Below are 17,663 nucleotides of genomic sequence, written 5' to 3' on the forward strand. Positions count from 1 at the left end.
GGAAATACTTGCCGGGCGAATATCGGGCGATCTGAACCGAATGGTCCGGAAAACGAATGAGCGAGCCGTGTGTTACACGACTCGCTCATTCGTCTATGGGTGTGGCAGGTGTAGGATTCGAACCTACGTAGGCTTTCACCGACAGATTTACAGTCTGCTCCCATTGGCCGCTCGGGCAACCTGCCGTCGCGCTGCTTGCGCTTTCGCACTTCTCGGCGCGCAGAGCAGCTTACAACGTACCCCGCCCCGTAATGCAAACCGGCTGGCCAACGGCCGTGCGGTGGGACAGCGCCGGTGCCCGACCGGTAGAACTGACGGTGACCGAGAGTGCCGGTCGATGGTGAGTCCGTGCAGGACCGTCAGGAACAGGAGCGAAGTGTGGCCGATTCGTCTTTCGATGTCGTCAGCAAGGTCGACCGGCAGGAGGTCGACAACGCCCTGCATCAGGCGGAGAAGGAATTGAACACCCGCTACGACTTCCGCGGCACCGGCGCGACCATCGAGTGGTCGGGCGAGGACAAGATCGTGCTCACCGCGGAGGCCGAGGAGCGGGTGAAGGCGGCGCTCGAGGTGTTCAAGGAGAAATTGATCCGGCGCGATATCTCGCTCAAGGCGCTCGAGTCCGGTGAGCCGCAGGCCTCGGGCAAGACCTACAAGATCACCGGAACCTTGGTGCAGGGCATCGATACCGAGCACGCCAAGAAGATCTCGAAGAAGATCAGGGACGAGGGTCCCAAGGGTGTGAAGGCGCAGGTCCAGGGCGACGAGTTGCGGGTGAGCAGCAAGAAGCGCGACGATCTGCAGGCGGTCATCTCGCTGCTCAAGGGCGAGGATTTCGGCATCGCGCTGCAGTTCGTGAACTACCGCTGACGCGTGTCGCGAACGGGGTGCGCGCCCGGTGCGGCTGCGGCCATCGGCTGATGGCCGCAAAAACCGCTCTGACCACCCGGTTTGGAGGTGCGACATGAAGGTGTGTAATCTCGTTCAAGACTTCGCCGCGCCGGAGTCGAGCAGTTCGATGCAGTTCAATATCGGTGCGGGACCTAGTCATGCCCCCTTAGCTCAGTCGGCAGAGCGTTTCCATGGTAAGGAAAAGGTCAACGGTTCGATTCCGTTAGGGGGCTCGCCGGATTGCCGGTGGTGACCGACTCGGCAACGCTGAATGTTTCCACGACGTGGAAGCCGGGGCGCGTCATCGTGGCAATGCGACCCGTGGCGGTGTAGCTCAGTCGGTAGAGCAAACGACTCATAATCGTTGTGTCGCCGGTTCAAGTCCGGCCATCGCTACCAAAGACCGATCAGAACCCTCTGGTTGACCGAAAGAAGGAATGTCGTGGCCGCGAAGTCCACCGATGTCCGGCCAAAGATCACCTTGGCCTGCGAGCAGTGCAAGCATCGCAACTACATCACCAAGAAGAACCGGCGCAACGACCCGGATCGGCTGGAGCTGAAGAAGTTCTGCCCGAACTGTGGCACCCACCGGGCGCACCGCGAATCCCGCTAGATCCGAACAAGCGCGTGTCTGCTGCCGCGTTATCGGATATCGAGTGCGGAACCCGATATCTCGAACCGTGAAGTCGCGAAGGGCCGGACAGGCTGGATGTCCGGCCCTGAACGCGTTTCTGCTACCGACACCGTCGGCGGCGATAACGTCAACGACGACACACTTGTAAGCACCGACACCGTGGTCGGCGACACAGACGGCGGCGACACGATTTTCCGGCGGCGATAACGGCGAACGGCGCGCCGCGCGATCGTATAGAGACAGCCGCACCACGCGGACACGGGGACGTCGAGCCTCGCCGAGGCCGATCCGTGAACGCTCGGCAGACTCCGGGCAGCGGGGTCAGATAGGTACAGTCCTCCCGTGACAATCAACACCGGTACAGCAGAAGCGGTCCAGGCGGACGAGGAGCAGTTCGACCCCGCCGCACACGCGGCGGCCATGGTCGGTCACCACTACCGCGTCGACGACTACTACGAGGTCGGCCGCGAGAAGGTCCGCGAATACGCCCGCGCCGTGCAGGACTACCACCCGGTGCACTGGGACGAGGATGTCGCGCAGTCCTACGGCCACGACGGCCTCGTCGCGCCGCTGACGTTCATCTCCCTGGTCGGCATTCTGGCCCAGCGCAAGCTGTTCGAGCAGATCGTCACCGGCTACGACCTCAGCCAGATCATGCAGACCGACCAGATCCTGGAATTCCACCGCCCCATCCGGGTCGGCGACCAGTTGACCTGCGATGTGTACCTGCATTCGTTCCGGCAGGCGTTCGGCGGCGACATCATCGTCACCAAGAACATCGTCACCGACCAGAACGACGATCTGGTCCTCACCACCTACACCACCCTCATCGGGCGCAGCGGCGGTGACATCGATCCCAATCTGACCGACGCGGTTCGCAATGTGCTCATGCACGGCATCGGTGAGGACGCGCCGCAACACCGCCCGCGCACCCAGCCCGCCGAGGAGCTCGCCGCCGCGGCCCCCGGGATCGCGCCGAGCGAGTCCGCGCGCGCCTTCGACTCGGTGACCGTCGGCGAGGAACTGCCCGCCCGTGTGGTGCGGCTTACCCGCGGCGACCTGGTCAACTACGCGGGCGTCTCGGGTGACGCGAACCCGATCCACTGGAGCGACGACGTGGTCAAACTCGTCGGCCTCGACGACGTGGTCGCCCACGGCATGCTCACCATGGGCCTCGGCGGCGGATTCGTCACCTCGTGGCTCGGCGATCCCGGCGCGGTCACCGAATACAACGTGCGCTTCACCAGCCCGGTCTACGTCGGCTCCGACGAGGCCGCCGACGTCGAGTTCACCGGCAAGGTCAAGTCGGTGGATCCCGAGACCCGCACCGCGGTGATCGCCATCGTCGCGAAGTCCGCGGGCAAGAAGATCTTCGGCCGCGCCACCGCGACCGTCCGGCTGTCCTGAGCTGGGCCGCGAGCCCGGATTAGCTATCCGCGCGGGCGGTGACGTAGACTCGGGAACCTGGGGTCACCAGCCGCTGCGCGCTGCTCTGCGAGACTGGTTCCCGGCGGTTCCGGGGATCTTCGTTCCGGATCGTCGATGGGAGCCGGCAACCGCCGGGGCGGCGCGCGTGTTGTGTGACACCGTGTACAACTGAATAGCACGTGTACAACTGAATATCGTAACGGTGGTTGGATGTTTCGAGAGTCCGACCGAAGGGGCGTAGCTCAATTGGCAGAGCAGCGGTCTCCAAAACCGCAGGTTGCAGGTTCAAGTCCTGTCGCCCCTGCCCAGAATGCCGGCGATGAGAGAGGATCGACGTGAGCGAGCGTAGCGAGCGAGACACTCGCCACGGTGCGCATGCCGCCGAAGAGGGCGACGACACCACCGCGGTGGCTCGGCCCAGTGGTAAGCGGTCCGCACGGCGTTCTCGCGTCGATTCACCTTCCCTGGACAAGGGTTCGGTCGCCACGATCGAGCGCCCGTCGAAGAAGGCGGACAAATCCGCGGGCAAGTCCCATCGGGACGGAACGGGTAACCCGTTCAAGCGTTTGCTGAAGTTCCTGCGAGAGGTCATCGCGGAACTGCGCAAGGTGATCTGGCCCAATCGGAAGCAGATGGTCACCTATACGGGCGTCGTACTGGTGTTCGTGATCTTCATGGTCGCGTTCATCAGCGGGATGGATCTGGCGTTCGTCAAAGGTGTCGACTGGCTGTTCGGCTGAGCGCCCGCGGGAGCGGGGCACGGCGGTCGAGTCCGGGCGGACGGGCGGATTGATCCGTAGCGCCGGTCCGGTACGCAGAGGATGTACGTGACGACACAGGAAGCGAGTGCACCGGTGAGCACCCCGGAGAACGACACACACGACGAGTTCCCGGCCGACGAGGCGGCGGATGCCGTGGAAGCCGTCGAGGAAGCCGCCGTTGTCGAGGAAGCCGCTGTCGAAGAAGCCTCTGTCGACGAAGAAGCTGTCGAGGAAGCCGTGGTTCCCGAGCCCGCGCCGGTCGACGCCGCTCCCTCCGATCCGGTCGCCGAGATGAAGGCCGCGCTGCGCCGCGCCCCCGGCGACTGGTATGTCATCCACTCCTACGCCGGTTACGAGAACAAGGTGAAGGCCAACCTCGAGACCCGCGTGCAGAACCTCGATCTCGAGGAGTACATCTTCCAGGTCGAGGTGCCGACCGAAGAGGTCACCGAGATCAAGAACGGCCAGCGCAAGCACGTCAACCGCAAGGTGCTGCCCGGCTACATCCTCGTGCGGATGGAACTCAACGACGAGTCGTGGGGCGCGGTGCGCAACACCCCCGGCGTCACCGGTTTCGTCGGCGCCACCTCGCGCCCGTCGCCGCTGTCCATCGATGACGTGGTGAAGTTCCTCGTCCCGGCCGCGCAGCAGCAGAAGAAGTCCGCCGCCGCCGAGACCACCGCCGCCGCGGGAGCCGCCGCCGACGCCGTCGCGCCGAAACCGGTCATCGAGGTCGACTTCGAGGTCGGCGAGTCGGTCACGGTCATGGACGGCCCGTTCGCGACGCTGCCCGCCAGCATCTCCGAGGTCAACGCCGAGCAGCAGAAGCTCAAGGTGCTCGTGTCGATCTTCGGCCGCGAGACGCCGGTGGAGTTGGCCTTCACCCAGGTCGCGAAGATCTGATCCGCGCGGGGCCCTTCGGTCGGCCCCGTGTGCGATGCCGAGGCGCCGTATCGGTAAGGTGTACGGGTTCGCGTGTGCGAGTTGCGCGCCGCTGAACATCCGTGCATCTTCACCTGTTCGCCGGATCGCGCCGGCATGTCAAGCAGGATCGAACTGCACACTGCTTACGGCAACCGTAAGGAACCGAAACCAAGGAAGAAAGATGCCCCCCAAGAAGAAGAAGCTCGCCGGGATCATCAAGTTGCAGATCCAGGCAGGCCAGGCGAATCCGGCTCCTCCGGTCGGCCCCGCGCTCGGTCAGCACGGCGTCAACATCATGGAGTTCTGCAAGGCGTACAACGCGGCGACCGAGTCGCAGCGCGGCAACGTCATCCCGGTCGAGATCTCGGTGTACGAGGACCGGTCCTTCGACTTCAAGCTGAAGACCCCGCCCGCCGCCAAGCTGCTGCTCAAGGCCGCTGGCGTGCAGAAGGGTTCGGCCGAGCCGCACCGCAACAAGGTCGCGACGATCACCATGGACCAGGTCCGCGAGATCGCCAAGACCAAGCAGGAAGATCTGAACGCCAACGACATCGAGCAGGCCGCCAAGATCATCGCGGGCACCGCGCGTTCGATGGGTATCACGGTCCAAGGCTGATCTCTCGAATGTGACAGCCGTTCAGCGAACTCCGAGTGGGAGGGCCGGCCAGGCCCGGTAACCACTTCTGAACCACCAAGAGGACAGACAAACATGGCAAAGCGAAGCAAGGCGTATCTCGCCGCGGCCGAGAAGGTCGACCGTTCCCAGCTCTACACCCCGCTGGCCGCCGCGCGGCTGGCGAAGGAGACCGCGTCCACCAAGACCGACGCCACCGTCGAGGTCGCGGTCCGTCTCGGCGTCGATCCCCGCAAGGCCGACCAGATGGTCCGCGGCACCGTGAACCTGCCGCACGGCACCGGTAAGACCGCGCGTGTCATCGTGTTCGCGGCGGGCGAGAAGGCCGCCGAGGCCGAGGCCGCCGGTGCGGACGCGGTCGGCGCCGAGGATCTGATCGAGCGCATCCAGGGCGGCTGGCTGGATTTCGACGCCGCGATCGCCACCCCCGACCAGATGGCCAAGGTCGGCCGGATCGCGCGTGTCCTCGGCCCGCGCGGCCTGATGCCGAACCCGAAGACGGGCACGGTCACCAACGATGTGACCAAGGCCGTCAACGACATCAAGGGCGGCAAGATCAACTTCCGCGTCGACAAGCAGGCCAACCTGCACTTCGTGATCGGCAAGGCGTCCTTCGACGACGCGAAGCTGGTGGAGAACTACGGCGCCGCGCTGGATGAGATCCTGCGCGCCAAGCCGTCGACCGCGAAGGGCCGCTACGTCAAGAAGGTGACGGTCTCGACGAACACCGGACCGGGCATCCCGGTGGACCCGAACCGCACCCGCAACCTCCTCGAAGAGGACGCGTAAGCGCTACCGACGCAACACTTCCGAGGGCGGGGACGCAATGGCGTCCCCGCCCTCGGGCGTCTCGGCCCGCACCTGTTTTGGCAGTTGGGGACCTGTGCGGGTACATTGGTCATCAGTTATCGACGTGTTCGATCACTAACCGATCCGTTCTACCGAAGACCGTTGGTCGCCGTTCCCGTCAGGGTTCGGTCGAAGGTCCGGCGACATTGCCGGCGGCCCACGCAGGGAGAGCCGTGGTTCGGGATTCGATTCGGAGCTGCCGCTGCGGCAGTGGATGTCTCGGTTTTCCTGTTCGCCTCGGAGCGCTCTGCGTCCGGGGCGTTTGTTTTGTCGCAGGCCCCCGGTTCCGGTCAGTGCGGTAGCAACCGACACGATCCGACATCGAGAGAGGAGGCGAAGTATGGCAAAACCCGAGAAGGTCACCGCGGTCGAGGAGATCGCCGAGCAGTTCAAGAGCTCGACCGCCACCGTGGTCACGGAATACCGTGGTCTTTCGGTCGGCAAGCTCACCGAGCTGCGTCGCGCACTCGGCGCCGAGGCCACGTACTCCGTCGCCAAGAACACCCTGGTCAAGCGTGCGGCAGCCGAGGCGGGCGTCGAGGGTCTCGACGACCTGTTCGCAGGCCCGACCGCGATCACCTTCATCACCGGTGAGCCCGTCAACGCCGCGAAGGCCCTCAAGACCTTCGCCAAGGACAACAAGGCGCTCATCATCAAGGGCGGATACATGGACGGCGCCGCGCTGTCCGTATCCGAGGTCGAGCGCATCGCCGACCTGGAGACCCGCGAGGTCCTGCTGGCGAAGCTGGCGGGCGCCATGAAGGGCAATCTCGCCAAGGCCGCCGGTCTGTTCAACGCTCCCGCTTCGCAGGTGGCCCGCTTGGCCGCCGCGCTGGTGGAGAAGAAGCAGGCCGAAGAGGGCGCTCCCGCCGCCGAGTGATCGGCGGCGTCTTCGCCCCATCCCAACACCCACTTACCTTGAAAGGAAACAACAATGGCCAACGTTGACGAACTGCTCGAGACCTTCGGCAACATGACCCTGCTCGAGCTGTCGGACTTCGTCAAGAAGTTCGAGGAGAAGTTCGAGGTCACCGCTGCCGCTCCGGTCGCCGTCGCCGCCGTCGGTGGCGCCGCTGCCCCGGCCGAGGCCGTCGAGGAGCAGGACGAGTTCGATGTCGTGCTCGAGGGCGCGGGCGAGAAGAAGATCCAGGTCATCAAGGTGGTCCGCGAGATCGTCTCCGGCCTGGGCCTGAAGGAGGCCAAGGACCTCGTCGAGAGCGCGCCGAAGTCGATCCTGGAGAAGGTCGCCAAGGACGCCGCCGAGGCCGCCAAGGCGAAGCTGGAAGAGGCGGGCGCCAAGGTTTCGGTCAAGTAATTCGATCCGAATCACGTGTCACGGGCGGTCCCCATCTGGGGGCCGCCCGTTTCACTTTCTCGGCCCGCGTGTCGTCGCAACCTGCGAATATGAGAGGCTATGCGGGTTACTCTTCGGTCAGGTAGGGGTGTGCCCCGTCTCGTTGTTGGGATAGAGTGACCGAACCCACTGTGACTCGCATACCGCGATGGCCGTGCGCGCGGTTGATCGGTGGGGTGCTTCGCCGAGAAAACGTGGAGGTTATCGTGGGCGTCGAGGTCAGGACCGAGGGTGTAACGAAATCCTTCGGCTCACAGCGTATTTGGCAGGATGTGAGCCTTACGTTGCCTTCGGGGGAGGTCAGCGCCCTGCTCGGCCCCTCGGGTACCGGTAAGTCGGTGTTCCTCAAGTCGCTGATCGGTTTGCTGCGTCCCGAGCGCGGGTCGATTTTCATCGACGGCACGGATATCACCACCTGTTCGAACAAGGAGCTCTACGAGATCCGGAAATTGTTCGGGGTGCTGTTCCAGGACGGCGCGCTGTTCGGGTCGATGAATTTGTTCGACAATGTGGCATTCCCATTGCGCGAGCACACGAAGAAGTCCGAATCGGACATCAAGAACATCGTGATGGAGAAGCTGGAGCTGACGGGTCTGCTAGGCGCCGAAGGCAAGCTCCCCGGTGAGATCTCCGGCGGTATGCGCAAGCGTGCCGGGCTGGCGCGCGCCCTCGTGCTCGATCCGCAGATCATCCTCGTCGACGAGCCGGACTCGGGTCTGGATCCCGTTCGCACGTCCTACCTGTCGCAACTGTTGATCGATATCAACGCCCAGATCGACGCGACGATCCTGATCGTGACGCACAACATCAACCTGGCCCGCACGGTGCCGGACAACATCGGCATGCTGTTCCGGCGTCAGCTGGTGATGTTCGGTCCGCGCGAGGTGTTGCTGACCTCGGAGGAACCGGTGGTCAAGCAGTTCCTCAACGGCCGGATGATCGGCCCGATCGGTATGTCGGAGGAGAAGGACGAGGCGCAGATGGCGCGCGAGCAGGCGATGGTCGACGCGGGCCATCACCACGGTGGCGCGGAGGAGGTGGAGGGGATCATTCCGCAGATGAAGGCGCAGCCGGGAATGCCGGTGCGCCAAGCGGTGCACCGCCGCAAGGCGCGGGTGCAGGAGATCATGCACACCCTGCCGCACGCCGCGCAGGCCGCTATTCGCGAATCACTTGCCGAGAACGACGATACGCAGGTCATGTCATATAACCACGCGAACCTGAACTCCTACTCCGACGGCGCGTTCGACACTACTGCTCGACACAACACAACCAGCGGGTAACATACCGTCCGTGAATCGGACAGTGGCGCGTGTGCGGACTCCAATCGAGTCGGCGTTTGCGCAGGCGGGCAACATCTTTGCGCTGTTCCTGGATGTCATCCGCAAGACCTTCCAGCGGCCTTTCCAGTTGCGGGAGTTCATCGAGCAATCGTGGTTCATCGCGAGTGTCTCGATCCTCCCGAGCGCGTTGGTGGCGATCCCGTTCGGCGCCGTTGTGGCGTTGCAGACGGGATCGCTCATCAAACAACTCGGCGCCGAATCCTTCACCGGCGCCACCAGCGTCCTCGCCACCGTGCAGCAGGCGGCTCCGGTGGTGACGGCGTTGATCATCGCGGGTGCGGCCGGATCGGCGGTCGCCGCCGATCTCGGCTCACGCACCATCCGCGAGGAGATCGACGCCATGGAGGTCCTCGGCGTCGATCCCGTGCAGCGGCTGGTGGTTCCCCGGGTGCTCGGCATGATGCTGGTCGCGCTGCTGCTCAACGGTCTGGTCTCGGTCGTCGGCATCGCGGGCGGCTACTTCTTCAACGTGTTGCTCCAAGGCGGCACGCCCGGCGCGTATCTCGCGTCGTTCTCGGCGCTGGCGCAGCTGCCCGATCTGTGGATCGGTGAGATCAAGGCGCTGGTGTTCGGTCTGATCGCAGGCGTGATCGCCGCGTACAAGGGCCTACATCCCAAGGGGGGCCCGAAAGGAGTCGGTGACGCGGTGAATCAGTCCGTGGTGATCACATTTCTGGTGCTGTTCTTCGTCAATCTGGTTTTGACGTTGGTGTACCTACAGGTCGTCCCCGCCAAGGGCGCGTGATCCGTGGCGACTCCTTACCGCAACCCGGTCTTCGCCAAGACGAGCCGCCGGGTCGGCGAAGTGGCGCGCGTGCCACTGGATATCGTCGACCGCGCGGGCGGGCAGATGTCGTTCTACTCGCGGGCCATCGCCTGGATTCCCCGCACCGCGGTGCACTACCGCAAAGAAGTGGTGCGGCTGCTCGCCGAGGTGACCTTCGGCACCGGCGCGCTCGCGGTCATCGGCGGCACCATCGGCGTCATCCTCTTCATGTCCGGTTCGGTCGGCGTCGTGGTCGGCTTGCAGGGCTTCAAGGCGTTGGATTCGCTCGGCAGCTCGGTGCTCACCGGCTTCCTCACCGCCTACATCAACACCCGTGAGATCGCGCCGCTGGTGGCGGCGTTGGCGTTGTCGGCCACCGTGGGCTGCGGATTCACCGCCCAGCTCGGCGCGATGCGCATCTCCGAGGAGATCGACGCGCTCGAGGTGATGGCCGTGCCCGGCGTGCCGTTCCTGGTCACCACCCGGGTCATCGCGGGCTTCCTCGCGGTGATCCCGCTCTACGTGGTCGGCCTGCTCGGCACCTTCGTCGCCTCGCGGACGATCAGCGTGTGGTTCAACGGCCAGTCCAGCGGATCCTACGACCACTATTTCAGTCTCTTCCTGCCACCCGAGGACGTGCTCTATTCGTTTCTCAAGGTGCTGGTCTTCGCCTTCGTGATCATCCTCGTGCACTGCTACTACGGCTTCAACGCCTCCGGCGGCCCCGCGGGCGTCGGCGTCGCGGTGGGCCGGGCGGTGCGCGCGGCGATCGTGCTGGTCAACGTGCTCGATTTCTTTCTGAGTCTGGCGATCTGGGGCACGACGACGACCGTGCGAGTGGCCGGATGAGCGGGCAGGCCTGGCGCAGGTCCGAGAAGACGCGAACCAGGATTCTCGGCGTCACCTTCTTCGTGCTCGTCGCGCTGTTCCTGTGGAGCACGGTCGCGATCTACAACAAGCAGTTCGTGCGCACCGTCGACGTCGCGCTGGTCACCGACAGCGTCGGCAACGCGCTGACCCGCAACGCGGATGTGAAGGTGCGCGGCGTGCCGGTCGGACAGGTGCGGTCGAGCAAGTCCGAGGGTGGCAAGGTGACCCTCGAGCTGGCCATCGAACCGGCCAAGGCGAATCAGATCCCGGTGAACGCGACCGCCCGCCTGCTGCCGAAGACCCTGTTCGGCGAACGGTATGTGGACCTGCTGATCCCGGAGGATGCCAGCGCCCAGCACCTGACCGACGGCGTCACGCTGTATCAGGATCAGAGCGGCAACGCGATCGAGATCAGCAAGTTGCTCGACAATCTGCTGCCGTTGCTCCAGGCGATTCCGCCGCAGGATCTCGCGGCCACCCTCGGCGCGCTGTCGCAGGCGCTGGCCGGGCAGGGCGAAGCGCTCGGCGTCACGGTGGAGCGGCTCGACGACATCTTCCGCGACATCAACGGCCTCCTGCCGGATCTCCAGGAGGATCTGCGCAGTTTCGCCACCGTGGCCGCGACCTATTCCGACGCCGCGCCGCAGTTGATCGACGCGCTGAACAATCTGCGGACCACGAATACCACGATCGTGCAGCGCCGTTCGGATATCGACACCCTGTACGCGACCTTGACGCCGACCTCGTCGAGCGCCGCCGATTTCCTGCTCGCCAACCGCGACAACATCATCGATATCGCGGCGGATTCGCGTCCGGCGCTGGAAATGCTGGCCAAGTACTCGCCTACCTACGCGTGCACGATGTCGAACTTCGCGGCCATGAAACCGCGTATCGACGACATCATGGGCCAGGGCACGAAATATCCCGGTTCACGGGTGAGCATCGAAATCGTCAACACCAGGGGCAGATATCTGCCGAATCAGGACGAACCGCGCTGGTTCGATACCAGAGGCCCGTGGTGTGTGGCCGAATACCCGCTCGGCGTTGATGTTGGTCAGTACATCAGCGGCCCGCCCAACGACGGCTCCTATGCCGTGCCGAGTCGCAATCCGGGTGATCAGACCACCGGCTATCTGCCGGAACCGCAGCTCGGGGTCTACCCGGCCGCGCAGGTGCCGACGCTGGCCGGTTCGCCCGCCGAACAGCAGTCGCTCGGCGCGATCTACGGTGCCGCGCACGGCGTTTCGCCGGATGCGGTGCCCGGCTGGATGACCAGGGCCGGTGCGCCCGCATTCCGCGGCAGCGAGGTGAGTGTGCGATGAAGGAGCGGTTGCGCGGCCTTGGCGGGCCGCTGACCAAACTGGTGATCTTCGTCCTGGTGACGGTGTTCGCCACCGTGATGCTCGGGCTTTCGATCGCCAATTACACCGGTGGCGGTACGAAATTCAAGGCCCGATTCACCGATGTCACCTCGCTCAACAAGGGTGACGAGGTGCGCATCGCCGGTGTTCGGGTCGGCAAGGTCACCGATGTCAGAATCGTGGACCGGCGCCAGGCCGAGGTGGCCTTCGAATTGCAGGACCGCGAATGGCTGCCCGCGTCCACCACCGCCACCATCCGTTATCGGAACCTGGTCGGCCAGCGCTATATCGCGCTCGAACAGGGCGTGGGCGAGCAGGGTCGCAAACTCAACGAGGGCGCGACCATCGGTTTGCAGAACACCAGGCCCGCGCTGAATCTGACCACGCTGTTCAACGGATTCCGTCCGCTGTTCCGCACTTTGACCGCCGACGACGTGAACAAATTGTCGTTCGAGATCATCCAGGTTTTCCAGGGTGAGCAGGGCACGATCAAGGATCTGGTCAGCACCACGGCGAATCTGACCAACAAGATCGCCGACAAGGACGCGGTGATCGGGGATCTGGTGAAAAGCCTCACCGCCGTGCTGGAGACGGTGAATCAGCGCCACGATCAGTTCGACCAGTTGATCGTCAATACCGAGGCGTTGGTCAGCGGTCTGAACGCGGAACGCGATGTGATCGGCCGTTCGATCACCTCGCTCGGCAATCTGGCCTCGGCCACCTCGGATCTGCTCGTCCCGGTCCGACCGACCCTGCAGGGTTCGATCGCCGGACTGAATCAGCTCACCGGAACGCTGAACGAGCGCTCCGACGAGGTGAACCAGGCGATCCAGACCTTGCCGATCAAGATGGAGAAACTCGGCCGCGCGGGCAGTTACGGCTCCTGGTTCCAGTTCTATCTGTGCGGCATCGACGTGGTGATCGGGCCGGGCGCGGCGGCGGCGCCGCAGCTCAACCTGCCCGCGGGCATGCCGACGGTGAATCAGCCGCTGTACACCAATGCCGCGCCGCGCTGCCAGGGGAAGGCCCGCTGATGGACGACCGGATGTTGCTCGGCAAACGCAGTCCCGCCTTCCTCGGCGCGCTCGGTTTGGCGATGGTGTTGTTGGTGACGGTATCGGCGTTCTTCCTGGACCGGCTGCCGATCATCAGCGCGGGCACCAAGTACACCGCCGAATTCTCCGAGGCGGCGGGGCTGAAGAAGGGGAACGAGGTCAGGATCGCCGGGGTCAAGGTCGGGCAGGTGGCCGACGTGCGCCTCGACGGCGACAAGGTGCTCGTCGACTTCCGCACCACCGACGCCTGGGTCGGCAACGAGACCACCGCGTCTATCCAGATCAAGACGGTGCTCGGCCAGAAGTACCTCGCGCTCGACCCGAGGGGCACCGAGCCCGCCGATCCGGCGCAGCATATTCCGCTGTCGCGCACCGTGGCTCCGTACGACGTGGTCGACGCCTTCACCGACGTGGCGAAGACCTTGGACCAGGTCGACACCGCGCAATTGGCGACGAGTATGCAGGTGCTCTCCGATGCCTTCGAGACGACGCCGCCGGAGATCCGAGGGTCTATCGACGGCATCGCCCGGCTGTCGGAGACCTTGGCCAAACGCGACGAGGAGCTGAAGCGGCTCTTCCGCGCGACCAGGGAGACCACGCAGGTGCTCGCCGATCGCAACGCCGAATTCGAGCGACTGCTCACCAACGGCGGACAGCTGCTCACCGAACTGAATATCCGCCAGCAGTCGATCCACCAGTTGCTGACCGGCGCCAAGACGGTGGCGTCCGAGCTGAGCGCACTGGTGCGCGACAACGAGGCGCAGATCGGGCCCGCCCTAAAGAATCTGCGCCAGTCCATCGACATGCTCAACGACAACCAGCAGAGCATTTCCCGCATCCTGGAGCTCGCGGCGCCGTTCTACGGGCTCTACGCGAACGTGCTCGGCACCGGCCGGTGGTTCGACGCGGTGATCACCAATGTGATTCCGCCCGGGCTGCCGGAGATTCCGGGCGATCGTCCGCCGGTGCGCACCATGGGAGGTAACTGACGTGGCCGTGCGCGACGAAGCGCTGACCGCGCGTGGAAAGAGAAGCCGCGGCGCCGTCGCGGGGATCGTGATCGGCCTCGTGGTCGTCCTGGTGGCCGTCGGATTCCTGTGGTGGCTGTTCGATCGAGTGAACACCACGAAGATCACCGCGTACTTCGACCGTTCGGTTGGCATCTACGAGGGGTCCGACGTGCGGGTCCTCGGTGTCGCTGTGGGATCGGTCGATTCCGTGGAGCCGATGGGCGAGCAGGTCAAGATCGTGATGAGCGTCGACCGGAAGTACGACATCCCGGCCGACGCGCAGGCCGCGCAGATCACCCCCTCGGTGGTCTCCGATCGCTTCATCCAGCTCACGCCGGTCTATCGGGGCGGGCCGAAGATGGCACGCGACGCCACGATTCCGCGGACGCGGACGGTCACGCCGATCGAGGTCGACCAGCTCTACCAGAGCATCGCCGAACTGTCCGACGCGCTCGGTCCCAACGGCGCCAACAAAGACGGCGCGGTCAACGAGCTGGTGCGCACGGCCGCGGCGAATCTGTCGGGCAACGGCGAAGCGCTGGCGAACAGCATCACGCAGTTGAGCCGGGCCGCGCGCTACCTGTCCGACGCGCGCGGCGACATCTTCGACACGGTGAAGAACCTGCAGAACTTCGTCACCATGCTCGCGGTCAACGATCAGCAGGTGCGCCAGTTCAACACCCAGCTGGCGGATCTGTCGGGATTCCTCGCGGGCGAACGCCAGAACCTCGGCGAGGCATTGGAACTACTGTCGGTGTCCCTCGGCGATGTCGCTCGGTTCGTCGACGACAACCGCGGGCTGATCGCCGACAACGCGGAAGCGCTGACGACGCTGACCAAGACGCTCGCCGACCAGAGCAACGACCTGGCGGCCGCGCTCCCGGTGCTCCCCGTGGCGCTGAGCAATCTGATCAATATCCACAACGGCGAATCGGGCACCCTCGACATGCGCGCCAACTTCCCCGAATTGCAGGATCCGTTCGGGGTGGTCTGCAAGCTGCTCGACCTGTCCAAGCTCATGCCGGGCGATCCCCAGTTCGAGGCGCTCGGCAGGCAACTGCGCCCGGTGCTCGAACACTGCAAGGAGATCACCGACCAGATCACCGCCGGTGTGCAGACCCCGTCGCTGATCCTGCCCTTCGGCATCCTCAGCGGTGAGAACCAGCAGCGCGATCCGGTGCCGGGGACCGTACCCGGAACGCCGTCGGATCGGCTCCCGCCTTCTCAGGGAGGACAGCGATGACGGGGAGAGCGGCGATGACGGGAATCCGCCACGCCACCCGAGGTTTCGGCGCGGCGGTGGCCGTCGCGGTGAGCGCCGCGCTGGTCACCTCGTGCTCCTCGGACGGCATCTACAGCATTCCGCTGCCCGGCGGCGCCGATGTCGGCGCGCATCCGATGACCATCGAGATCCGCTTCGACGACGTGCTCGATCTGGTGCCGCAGGCCGCGGTCAAGGTCGAGGGCGTGCCGGTGGGCCGGGTCGAGGAGATCAGCGTCGGCAAGGACCAGTGGACCGCGAGCGTGCGGACGCTGGTGAACTCCTCGGTCGATCTGCCCGCGAACGCGCGCGCCGAGGTGCGGCAGTCGAATCTGCTCGGCGAGAAGTTCATCGAACTGTCCAAGCCGCCCGCCGATCCCGATCCGGCGAAACTCGCGAACGGCGCGGTCATCCCGGTCGACCGCACCCGGCACGCCACCGAGGTCGAACAGGTGCTCGGCGCGATGTCGTTGCTGCTCAACGGCGGCGGCGTCGCGCAGTTGCAGCCGATCGTGACCGAACTCAACAAGACTTTCGAGGGCCGCGAGGACAAGGTCCGGTCCCTGCTCGAACAGGCGAACACGCTGATCGGCGGGTTGAACGAGCAGGTCGATGACATCACGAGGGCGATCGACGGTCTCGCGACGCTCAGCGGTCGGGTGAGCACCCAGACCGATCAGATCGCGAAGATCCTCGACGAATTGCCGCGCGGTGTGAAGATTCTCGAGGAGCAGCGCCCGCAGTTGGTCGCGCTGCTGGCCCAGTTGGACCGGGTCGGCCAGGCCGGTTTCGACGTGTTGAACAAGTCGAACGCCGATCTCATCGCGGGCCTGGTCTCGCTGCGTCCGACCTTGCAGGAATTGGGCCGTGCCGCACCGGATCTGGTGACCGCGCTGCCGTTGATCCCCACCTATCCGTTCCCGGATTCGACGCTGGCGGGCACCTTCGGCGGATCGGTCAACACCTTCCTCTCGGTGGACGGCGAAATCGGCGTCCTGTTGAGCAATCTCGGTGTCGGCAAAGGTGATCCGGTCTATGTTCCGCCGGTCGGGCGGCCGGTGCCGGTGAATCCGAGCAATCCTTACTACAACGGCAACGGCGCGCATCCGGGGTGGCCGACGATCTCGCTGGTTCCGCTGCCCGCGACGCTCGCGCAGGTCGTGCCGAACGGTGTGCCCGCCGTGCCGAATCCGCTCGGTCCGCTGCTCGAACAGTTCGGCGTGGAGAACCAAGGCGGTCGGCCCGTACAACCCGGACAGGAAGGGCAGCGATGACGCGTCTGGTGCGCTACCAGTTGATCGCCTTCGGGTTGATCGCCGTCCTCGGCGTCAGCTACGTCGGCGCTCGCTACGTCCGGCTGGACGAGATGTTCGGGTTCGGGCTCTACCAGGTGCGCGTGCAGGCGAAGGAGACCGGAGGACTCTACAAGGGCGCCGAGGTCACCTATCGCGGCGTGCCGGTGGGGCGGGTCGGTGATCTGGCCATCGATCCCGCCGGTGTCGTGGTGACCCTCGACATCGAGTCGAGCGCGCCCAAGATCCCCGGCTCGGCCAAGGCCGTCGTCGCGAATCGCTCGGCCATCGGCGAGCAGTACGTCGACCTGCAGCCGGATTCCGACAGCGGGCCCTATCTGCGCGACGGTTCAGTGATCGTCGGCGCGAGTACGCCGATCTCGGTCGAGGAACTCGTCGCCAGCGTCGACCACCTGACCAGCACGGTGGACCTGGCCGCGCTGCACACCACGGTCACCGAACTCGGCAAGGCGTTCAACGGCAAGGGCGACGACCTGCGCGTCCTGATCGAATCGCTGAACACCTTCACCGAGAGCTTCAAGGACGCGCTGCCGCAGACGGTCACGCTGATCGAGGACGGCCGTATCGCCCTCGGCACGCAGGCCGAACAGTCGGCGGCGATCCGACAGTTCAGCGACGGACTCGATCAGCTCACCGCGCAACTGCGTTCCAGCGACCCGGCCATCCGCAGGCTGATCGGCACCGGCACCGACGCGGGCACCCAGATCGGCGCGCTACTGAAGGAGAGCGGCGGCGCCCTGACCCAGGACCTGACGAACCTGCGGACCCTGTTGCAGACCATCTCGCCGAAGTTCTACGCACTGCAACCGCTGCTGATCATGCTGCCCGGGCTCTCGGTGGGCGCCTCGGCGACCGCGCCCGGCGACGGCACGAGCCACTTCGGCCTTGTGCTCGAGGTGAACAATCCGCCCGCCTGTACCGTCGGGTACGAGGGAACGCGCCGGATTCTGGAGCAGATGAAGGCGCAGAACCCGAACTTCGACGATTCCAAGGACGATTTCCCGTTCAACAAAGACGCGAAGTGCACCGTGCCGCAGGGTAATCCGAGCGCGGTGCGGGGCGGCGCGCGGGCCGACACGGCCGATCCGAGCATCCCGCAGCCGTGGGACGACGTTCCCAAAACCGATCCGGAGAAGCTGAATCTGAACCCGATCGCCGTGCAGATGGCGACCCTGCTAGGGGTTACGCCGAAGCGGTGACCAGGACCGA

General features: G+C 65.2%; 18 protein-coding genes and 4 tRNA genes. 21 read left to right on the forward strand and 1 reads right to left on the reverse strand.

The window, feature by feature from the left end; genetic code table 11:
* Positions 1 to 102: 102 nt before the first annotated feature.
* Positions 103 to 185: transfer RNA gene (locus tag IT779_RS19040), tRNA-Tyr, on the reverse strand.
* A gap of 193 nt (positions 186 to 378) precedes the next feature.
* Between IT779_RS19040 and IT779_RS19045 the strand changes: the two genes are divergently transcribed.
* The 21 genes from IT779_RS19045 (at position 379) to IT779_RS19145 (ending at position 17,653) form a co-directional block, all read left to right on the forward strand.
* Positions 379 to 870: a YajQ family cyclic di-GMP-binding protein gene (locus IT779_RS19045; protein WP_196150686.1), complete on the forward strand. Its 492-nt coding sequence runs from the start codon at positions 379 to 381 to the stop codon at positions 868 to 870.
* A 181-nt stretch (positions 871 to 1,051) separates the two neighbouring features.
* Positions 1,052 to 1,124 (forward strand) — tRNA-Thr (locus tag IT779_RS19050).
* A gap of 90 nt (positions 1,125 to 1,214) precedes the next feature.
* A tRNA-Met gene (locus IT779_RS19055) sits at positions 1,215 to 1,290 on the forward strand.
* Between the two features lie 43 nt (positions 1,291 to 1,333).
* Entirely contained in the window at positions 1,334 to 1,504 is a 171-nt protein-coding gene (gene rpmG / locus IT779_RS19060; protein WP_011211653.1) for a 50S ribosomal protein L33, read from the forward strand.
* Between the two features lie 369 nt (positions 1,505 to 1,873).
* A complete protein-coding gene (locus tag IT779_RS19065; protein ID WP_332838870.1) occupies positions 1,874 to 2,932 on the forward strand; it encodes a fused (3R)-hydroxyacyl-ACP dehydratase subunits HadA/HadB in 1,059 nt (352 codons plus the stop codon).
* A 252-nt stretch (positions 2,933 to 3,184) separates the two neighbouring features.
* Positions 3,185 to 3,257: transfer RNA gene (locus IT779_RS19070), tRNA-Trp, on the forward strand.
* A gap of 31 nt (positions 3,258 to 3,288) precedes the next feature.
* Positions 3,289 to 3,693, forward strand: coding sequence for a preprotein translocase subunit SecE (gene secE / locus IT779_RS38825; protein ID WP_196150687.1), 405 nt, complete (start codon positions 3,289 to 3,291; stop codon positions 3,691 to 3,693).
* A gap of 114 nt (positions 3,694 to 3,807) precedes the next feature.
* Positions 3,808 to 4,617, forward strand: a complete 810-nt coding sequence (nusG, locus tag IT779_RS19080) for a transcription termination/antitermination protein NusG (RefSeq protein ID WP_332838871.1) — start codon at positions 3,808 to 3,810, stop codon at positions 4,615 to 4,617.
* Between the two features lie 202 nt (positions 4,618 to 4,819).
* Positions 4,820 to 5,254, forward strand: coding sequence for a 50S ribosomal protein L11 (gene rplK, locus IT779_RS19085; protein ID WP_196150689.1), 435 nt, complete (start codon positions 4,820 to 4,822; stop codon positions 5,252 to 5,254).
* Positions 5,255 to 5,347: 93 nt separating this feature from the next.
* Entirely contained in the window at positions 5,348 to 6,061 is a 714-nt protein-coding gene (rplA, locus tag IT779_RS19090; protein WP_196150690.1) for a 50S ribosomal protein L1, read from the forward strand.
* Between the two features lie 400 nt (positions 6,062 to 6,461).
* The gene (rplJ, locus tag IT779_RS19095) at positions 6,462 to 7,001 is read left to right on the forward strand and encodes a 50S ribosomal protein L10 (RefSeq protein ID WP_196150691.1); all 540 of its coding nucleotides are present in this window, start codon (positions 6,462 to 6,464) and stop codon (positions 6,999 to 7,001) included.
* 54 nt (positions 7,002 to 7,055) lie between these two features.
* Positions 7,056 to 7,436 carry a 50S ribosomal protein L7/L12 gene (gene rplL / locus IT779_RS19100; RefSeq protein WP_196150692.1) on the forward strand — a complete coding sequence of 127 codons (381 nt, stop codon included), beginning with the start codon at positions 7,056 to 7,058 and terminating at the stop codon, positions 7,434 to 7,436.
* A gap of 242 nt (positions 7,437 to 7,678) precedes the next feature.
* Positions 7,679 to 8,758, forward strand: a complete 1,080-nt coding sequence (locus tag IT779_RS19105) for an ABC transporter ATP-binding protein (protein ID WP_332838872.1) — start codon at positions 7,679 to 7,681, stop codon at positions 8,756 to 8,758.
* A 22-nt stretch (positions 8,759 to 8,780) separates the two neighbouring features.
* The gene (locus IT779_RS19110; RefSeq protein WP_456299693.1) at positions 8,781 to 9,563 is read left to right on the forward strand and encodes an MlaE family ABC transporter permease; all 783 of its coding nucleotides are present in this window, start codon (positions 8,781 to 8,783) and stop codon (positions 9,561 to 9,563) included.
* A gap of 3 nt (positions 9,564 to 9,566) precedes the next feature.
* Entirely contained in the window at positions 9,567 to 10,433 is an 867-nt protein-coding gene (locus tag IT779_RS19115; RefSeq protein WP_196150694.1) for an MlaE family ABC transporter permease, read from the forward strand.
* On the forward strand, positions 10,430 to 11,776 hold the full coding sequence (locus IT779_RS19120) for an MCE family protein (RefSeq protein WP_196150695.1): 1,347 nt from the start codon (positions 10,430 to 10,432) through the stop codon (positions 11,774 to 11,776). The genes IT779_RS19115 and IT779_RS19120 overlap by 4 nt, the downstream gene beginning before the upstream one ends.
* Positions 11,773 to 12,849: an MCE family protein gene (locus IT779_RS19125; RefSeq protein WP_196150696.1), complete on the forward strand. Its 1,077-nt coding sequence runs from the start codon at positions 11,773 to 11,775 to the stop codon at positions 12,847 to 12,849. The genes IT779_RS19120 and IT779_RS19125 overlap by 4 nt, the downstream gene beginning before the upstream one ends.
* Positions 12,849 to 13,859, forward strand: a complete 1,011-nt coding sequence (locus tag IT779_RS19130; RefSeq protein ID WP_232541881.1) for an MCE family protein — start codon at positions 12,849 to 12,851, stop codon at positions 13,857 to 13,859. Before IT779_RS19125 ends, IT779_RS19130 begins: the two co-directional genes overlap by 1 nt.
* A 1-nt stretch (position 13,860) precedes the next feature.
* On the forward strand, positions 13,861 to 15,123 hold the full coding sequence (locus tag IT779_RS19135) for an MCE family protein (RefSeq protein WP_408637769.1): 1,263 nt from the start codon (positions 13,861 to 13,863) through the stop codon (positions 15,121 to 15,123).
* Positions 15,120 to 16,415, forward strand: a complete 1,296-nt coding sequence (locus IT779_RS19140; protein WP_332838863.1) for an MCE family protein — start codon at positions 15,120 to 15,122, stop codon at positions 16,413 to 16,415. Before IT779_RS19135 ends, IT779_RS19140 begins: the two co-directional genes overlap by 4 nt.
* Entirely contained in the window at positions 16,412 to 17,653 is a 1,242-nt protein-coding gene (locus IT779_RS19145) for an MCE family protein (RefSeq protein ID WP_196150697.1), read from the forward strand. The genes IT779_RS19140 and IT779_RS19145 overlap by 4 nt, the downstream gene beginning before the upstream one ends.
* Positions 17,654 to 17,663: the final 10 nt, after the last annotated feature.

The organism is Nocardia bovistercoris (genome assembly GCF_015674855.1).
GTDB classification, from domain to species: Bacteria; Actinomycetota; Actinomycetes; order Mycobacteriales; family Mycobacteriaceae; genus Nocardia; species Nocardia bovistercoris.

Coding starts and splice junctions, on each gene's coding strand:
- IT779_RS19125 (WP_196150696.1), top strand. CDS start 11,773: ATGAAGGAGCGGTTGCGCGGCCTTGGCGGGCCGCTGACCAAACTGGTG.
- IT779_RS19145 (WP_196150697.1), top strand. CDS start 16,412: ATGACGCGTCTGGTGCGCTACCAGTTGATCGCCTTCGGGTTGATCGCC.
- rplL (WP_196150692.1), top strand. CDS start 7,056: ATGGCCAACGTTGACGAACTGCTCGAGACCTTCGGCAACATGACCCTG.
- IT779_RS19130 (WP_232541881.1), top strand. CDS start 12,849: ATGGACGACCGGATGTTGCTCGGCAAACGCAGTCCCGCCTTCCTCGGC.
- rplJ (WP_196150691.1), top strand. CDS start 6,462: ATGGCAAAACCCGAGAAGGTCACCGCGGTCGAGGAGATCGCCGAGCAG.
- IT779_RS19120 (WP_196150695.1), top strand. CDS start 10,430: ATGAGCGGGCAGGCCTGGCGCAGGTCCGAGAAGACGCGAACCAGGATT.
- rplA (WP_196150690.1), top strand. CDS start 5,348: ATGGCAAAGCGAAGCAAGGCGTATCTCGCCGCGGCCGAGAAGGTCGAC.
- rplK (WP_196150689.1), top strand. CDS start 4,820: ATGCCCCCCAAGAAGAAGAAGCTCGCCGGGATCATCAAGTTGCAGATC.
- IT779_RS19140 (WP_332838863.1), top strand. CDS start 15,120: ATGACGGGGAGAGCGGCGATGACGGGAATCCGCCACGCCACCCGAGGT.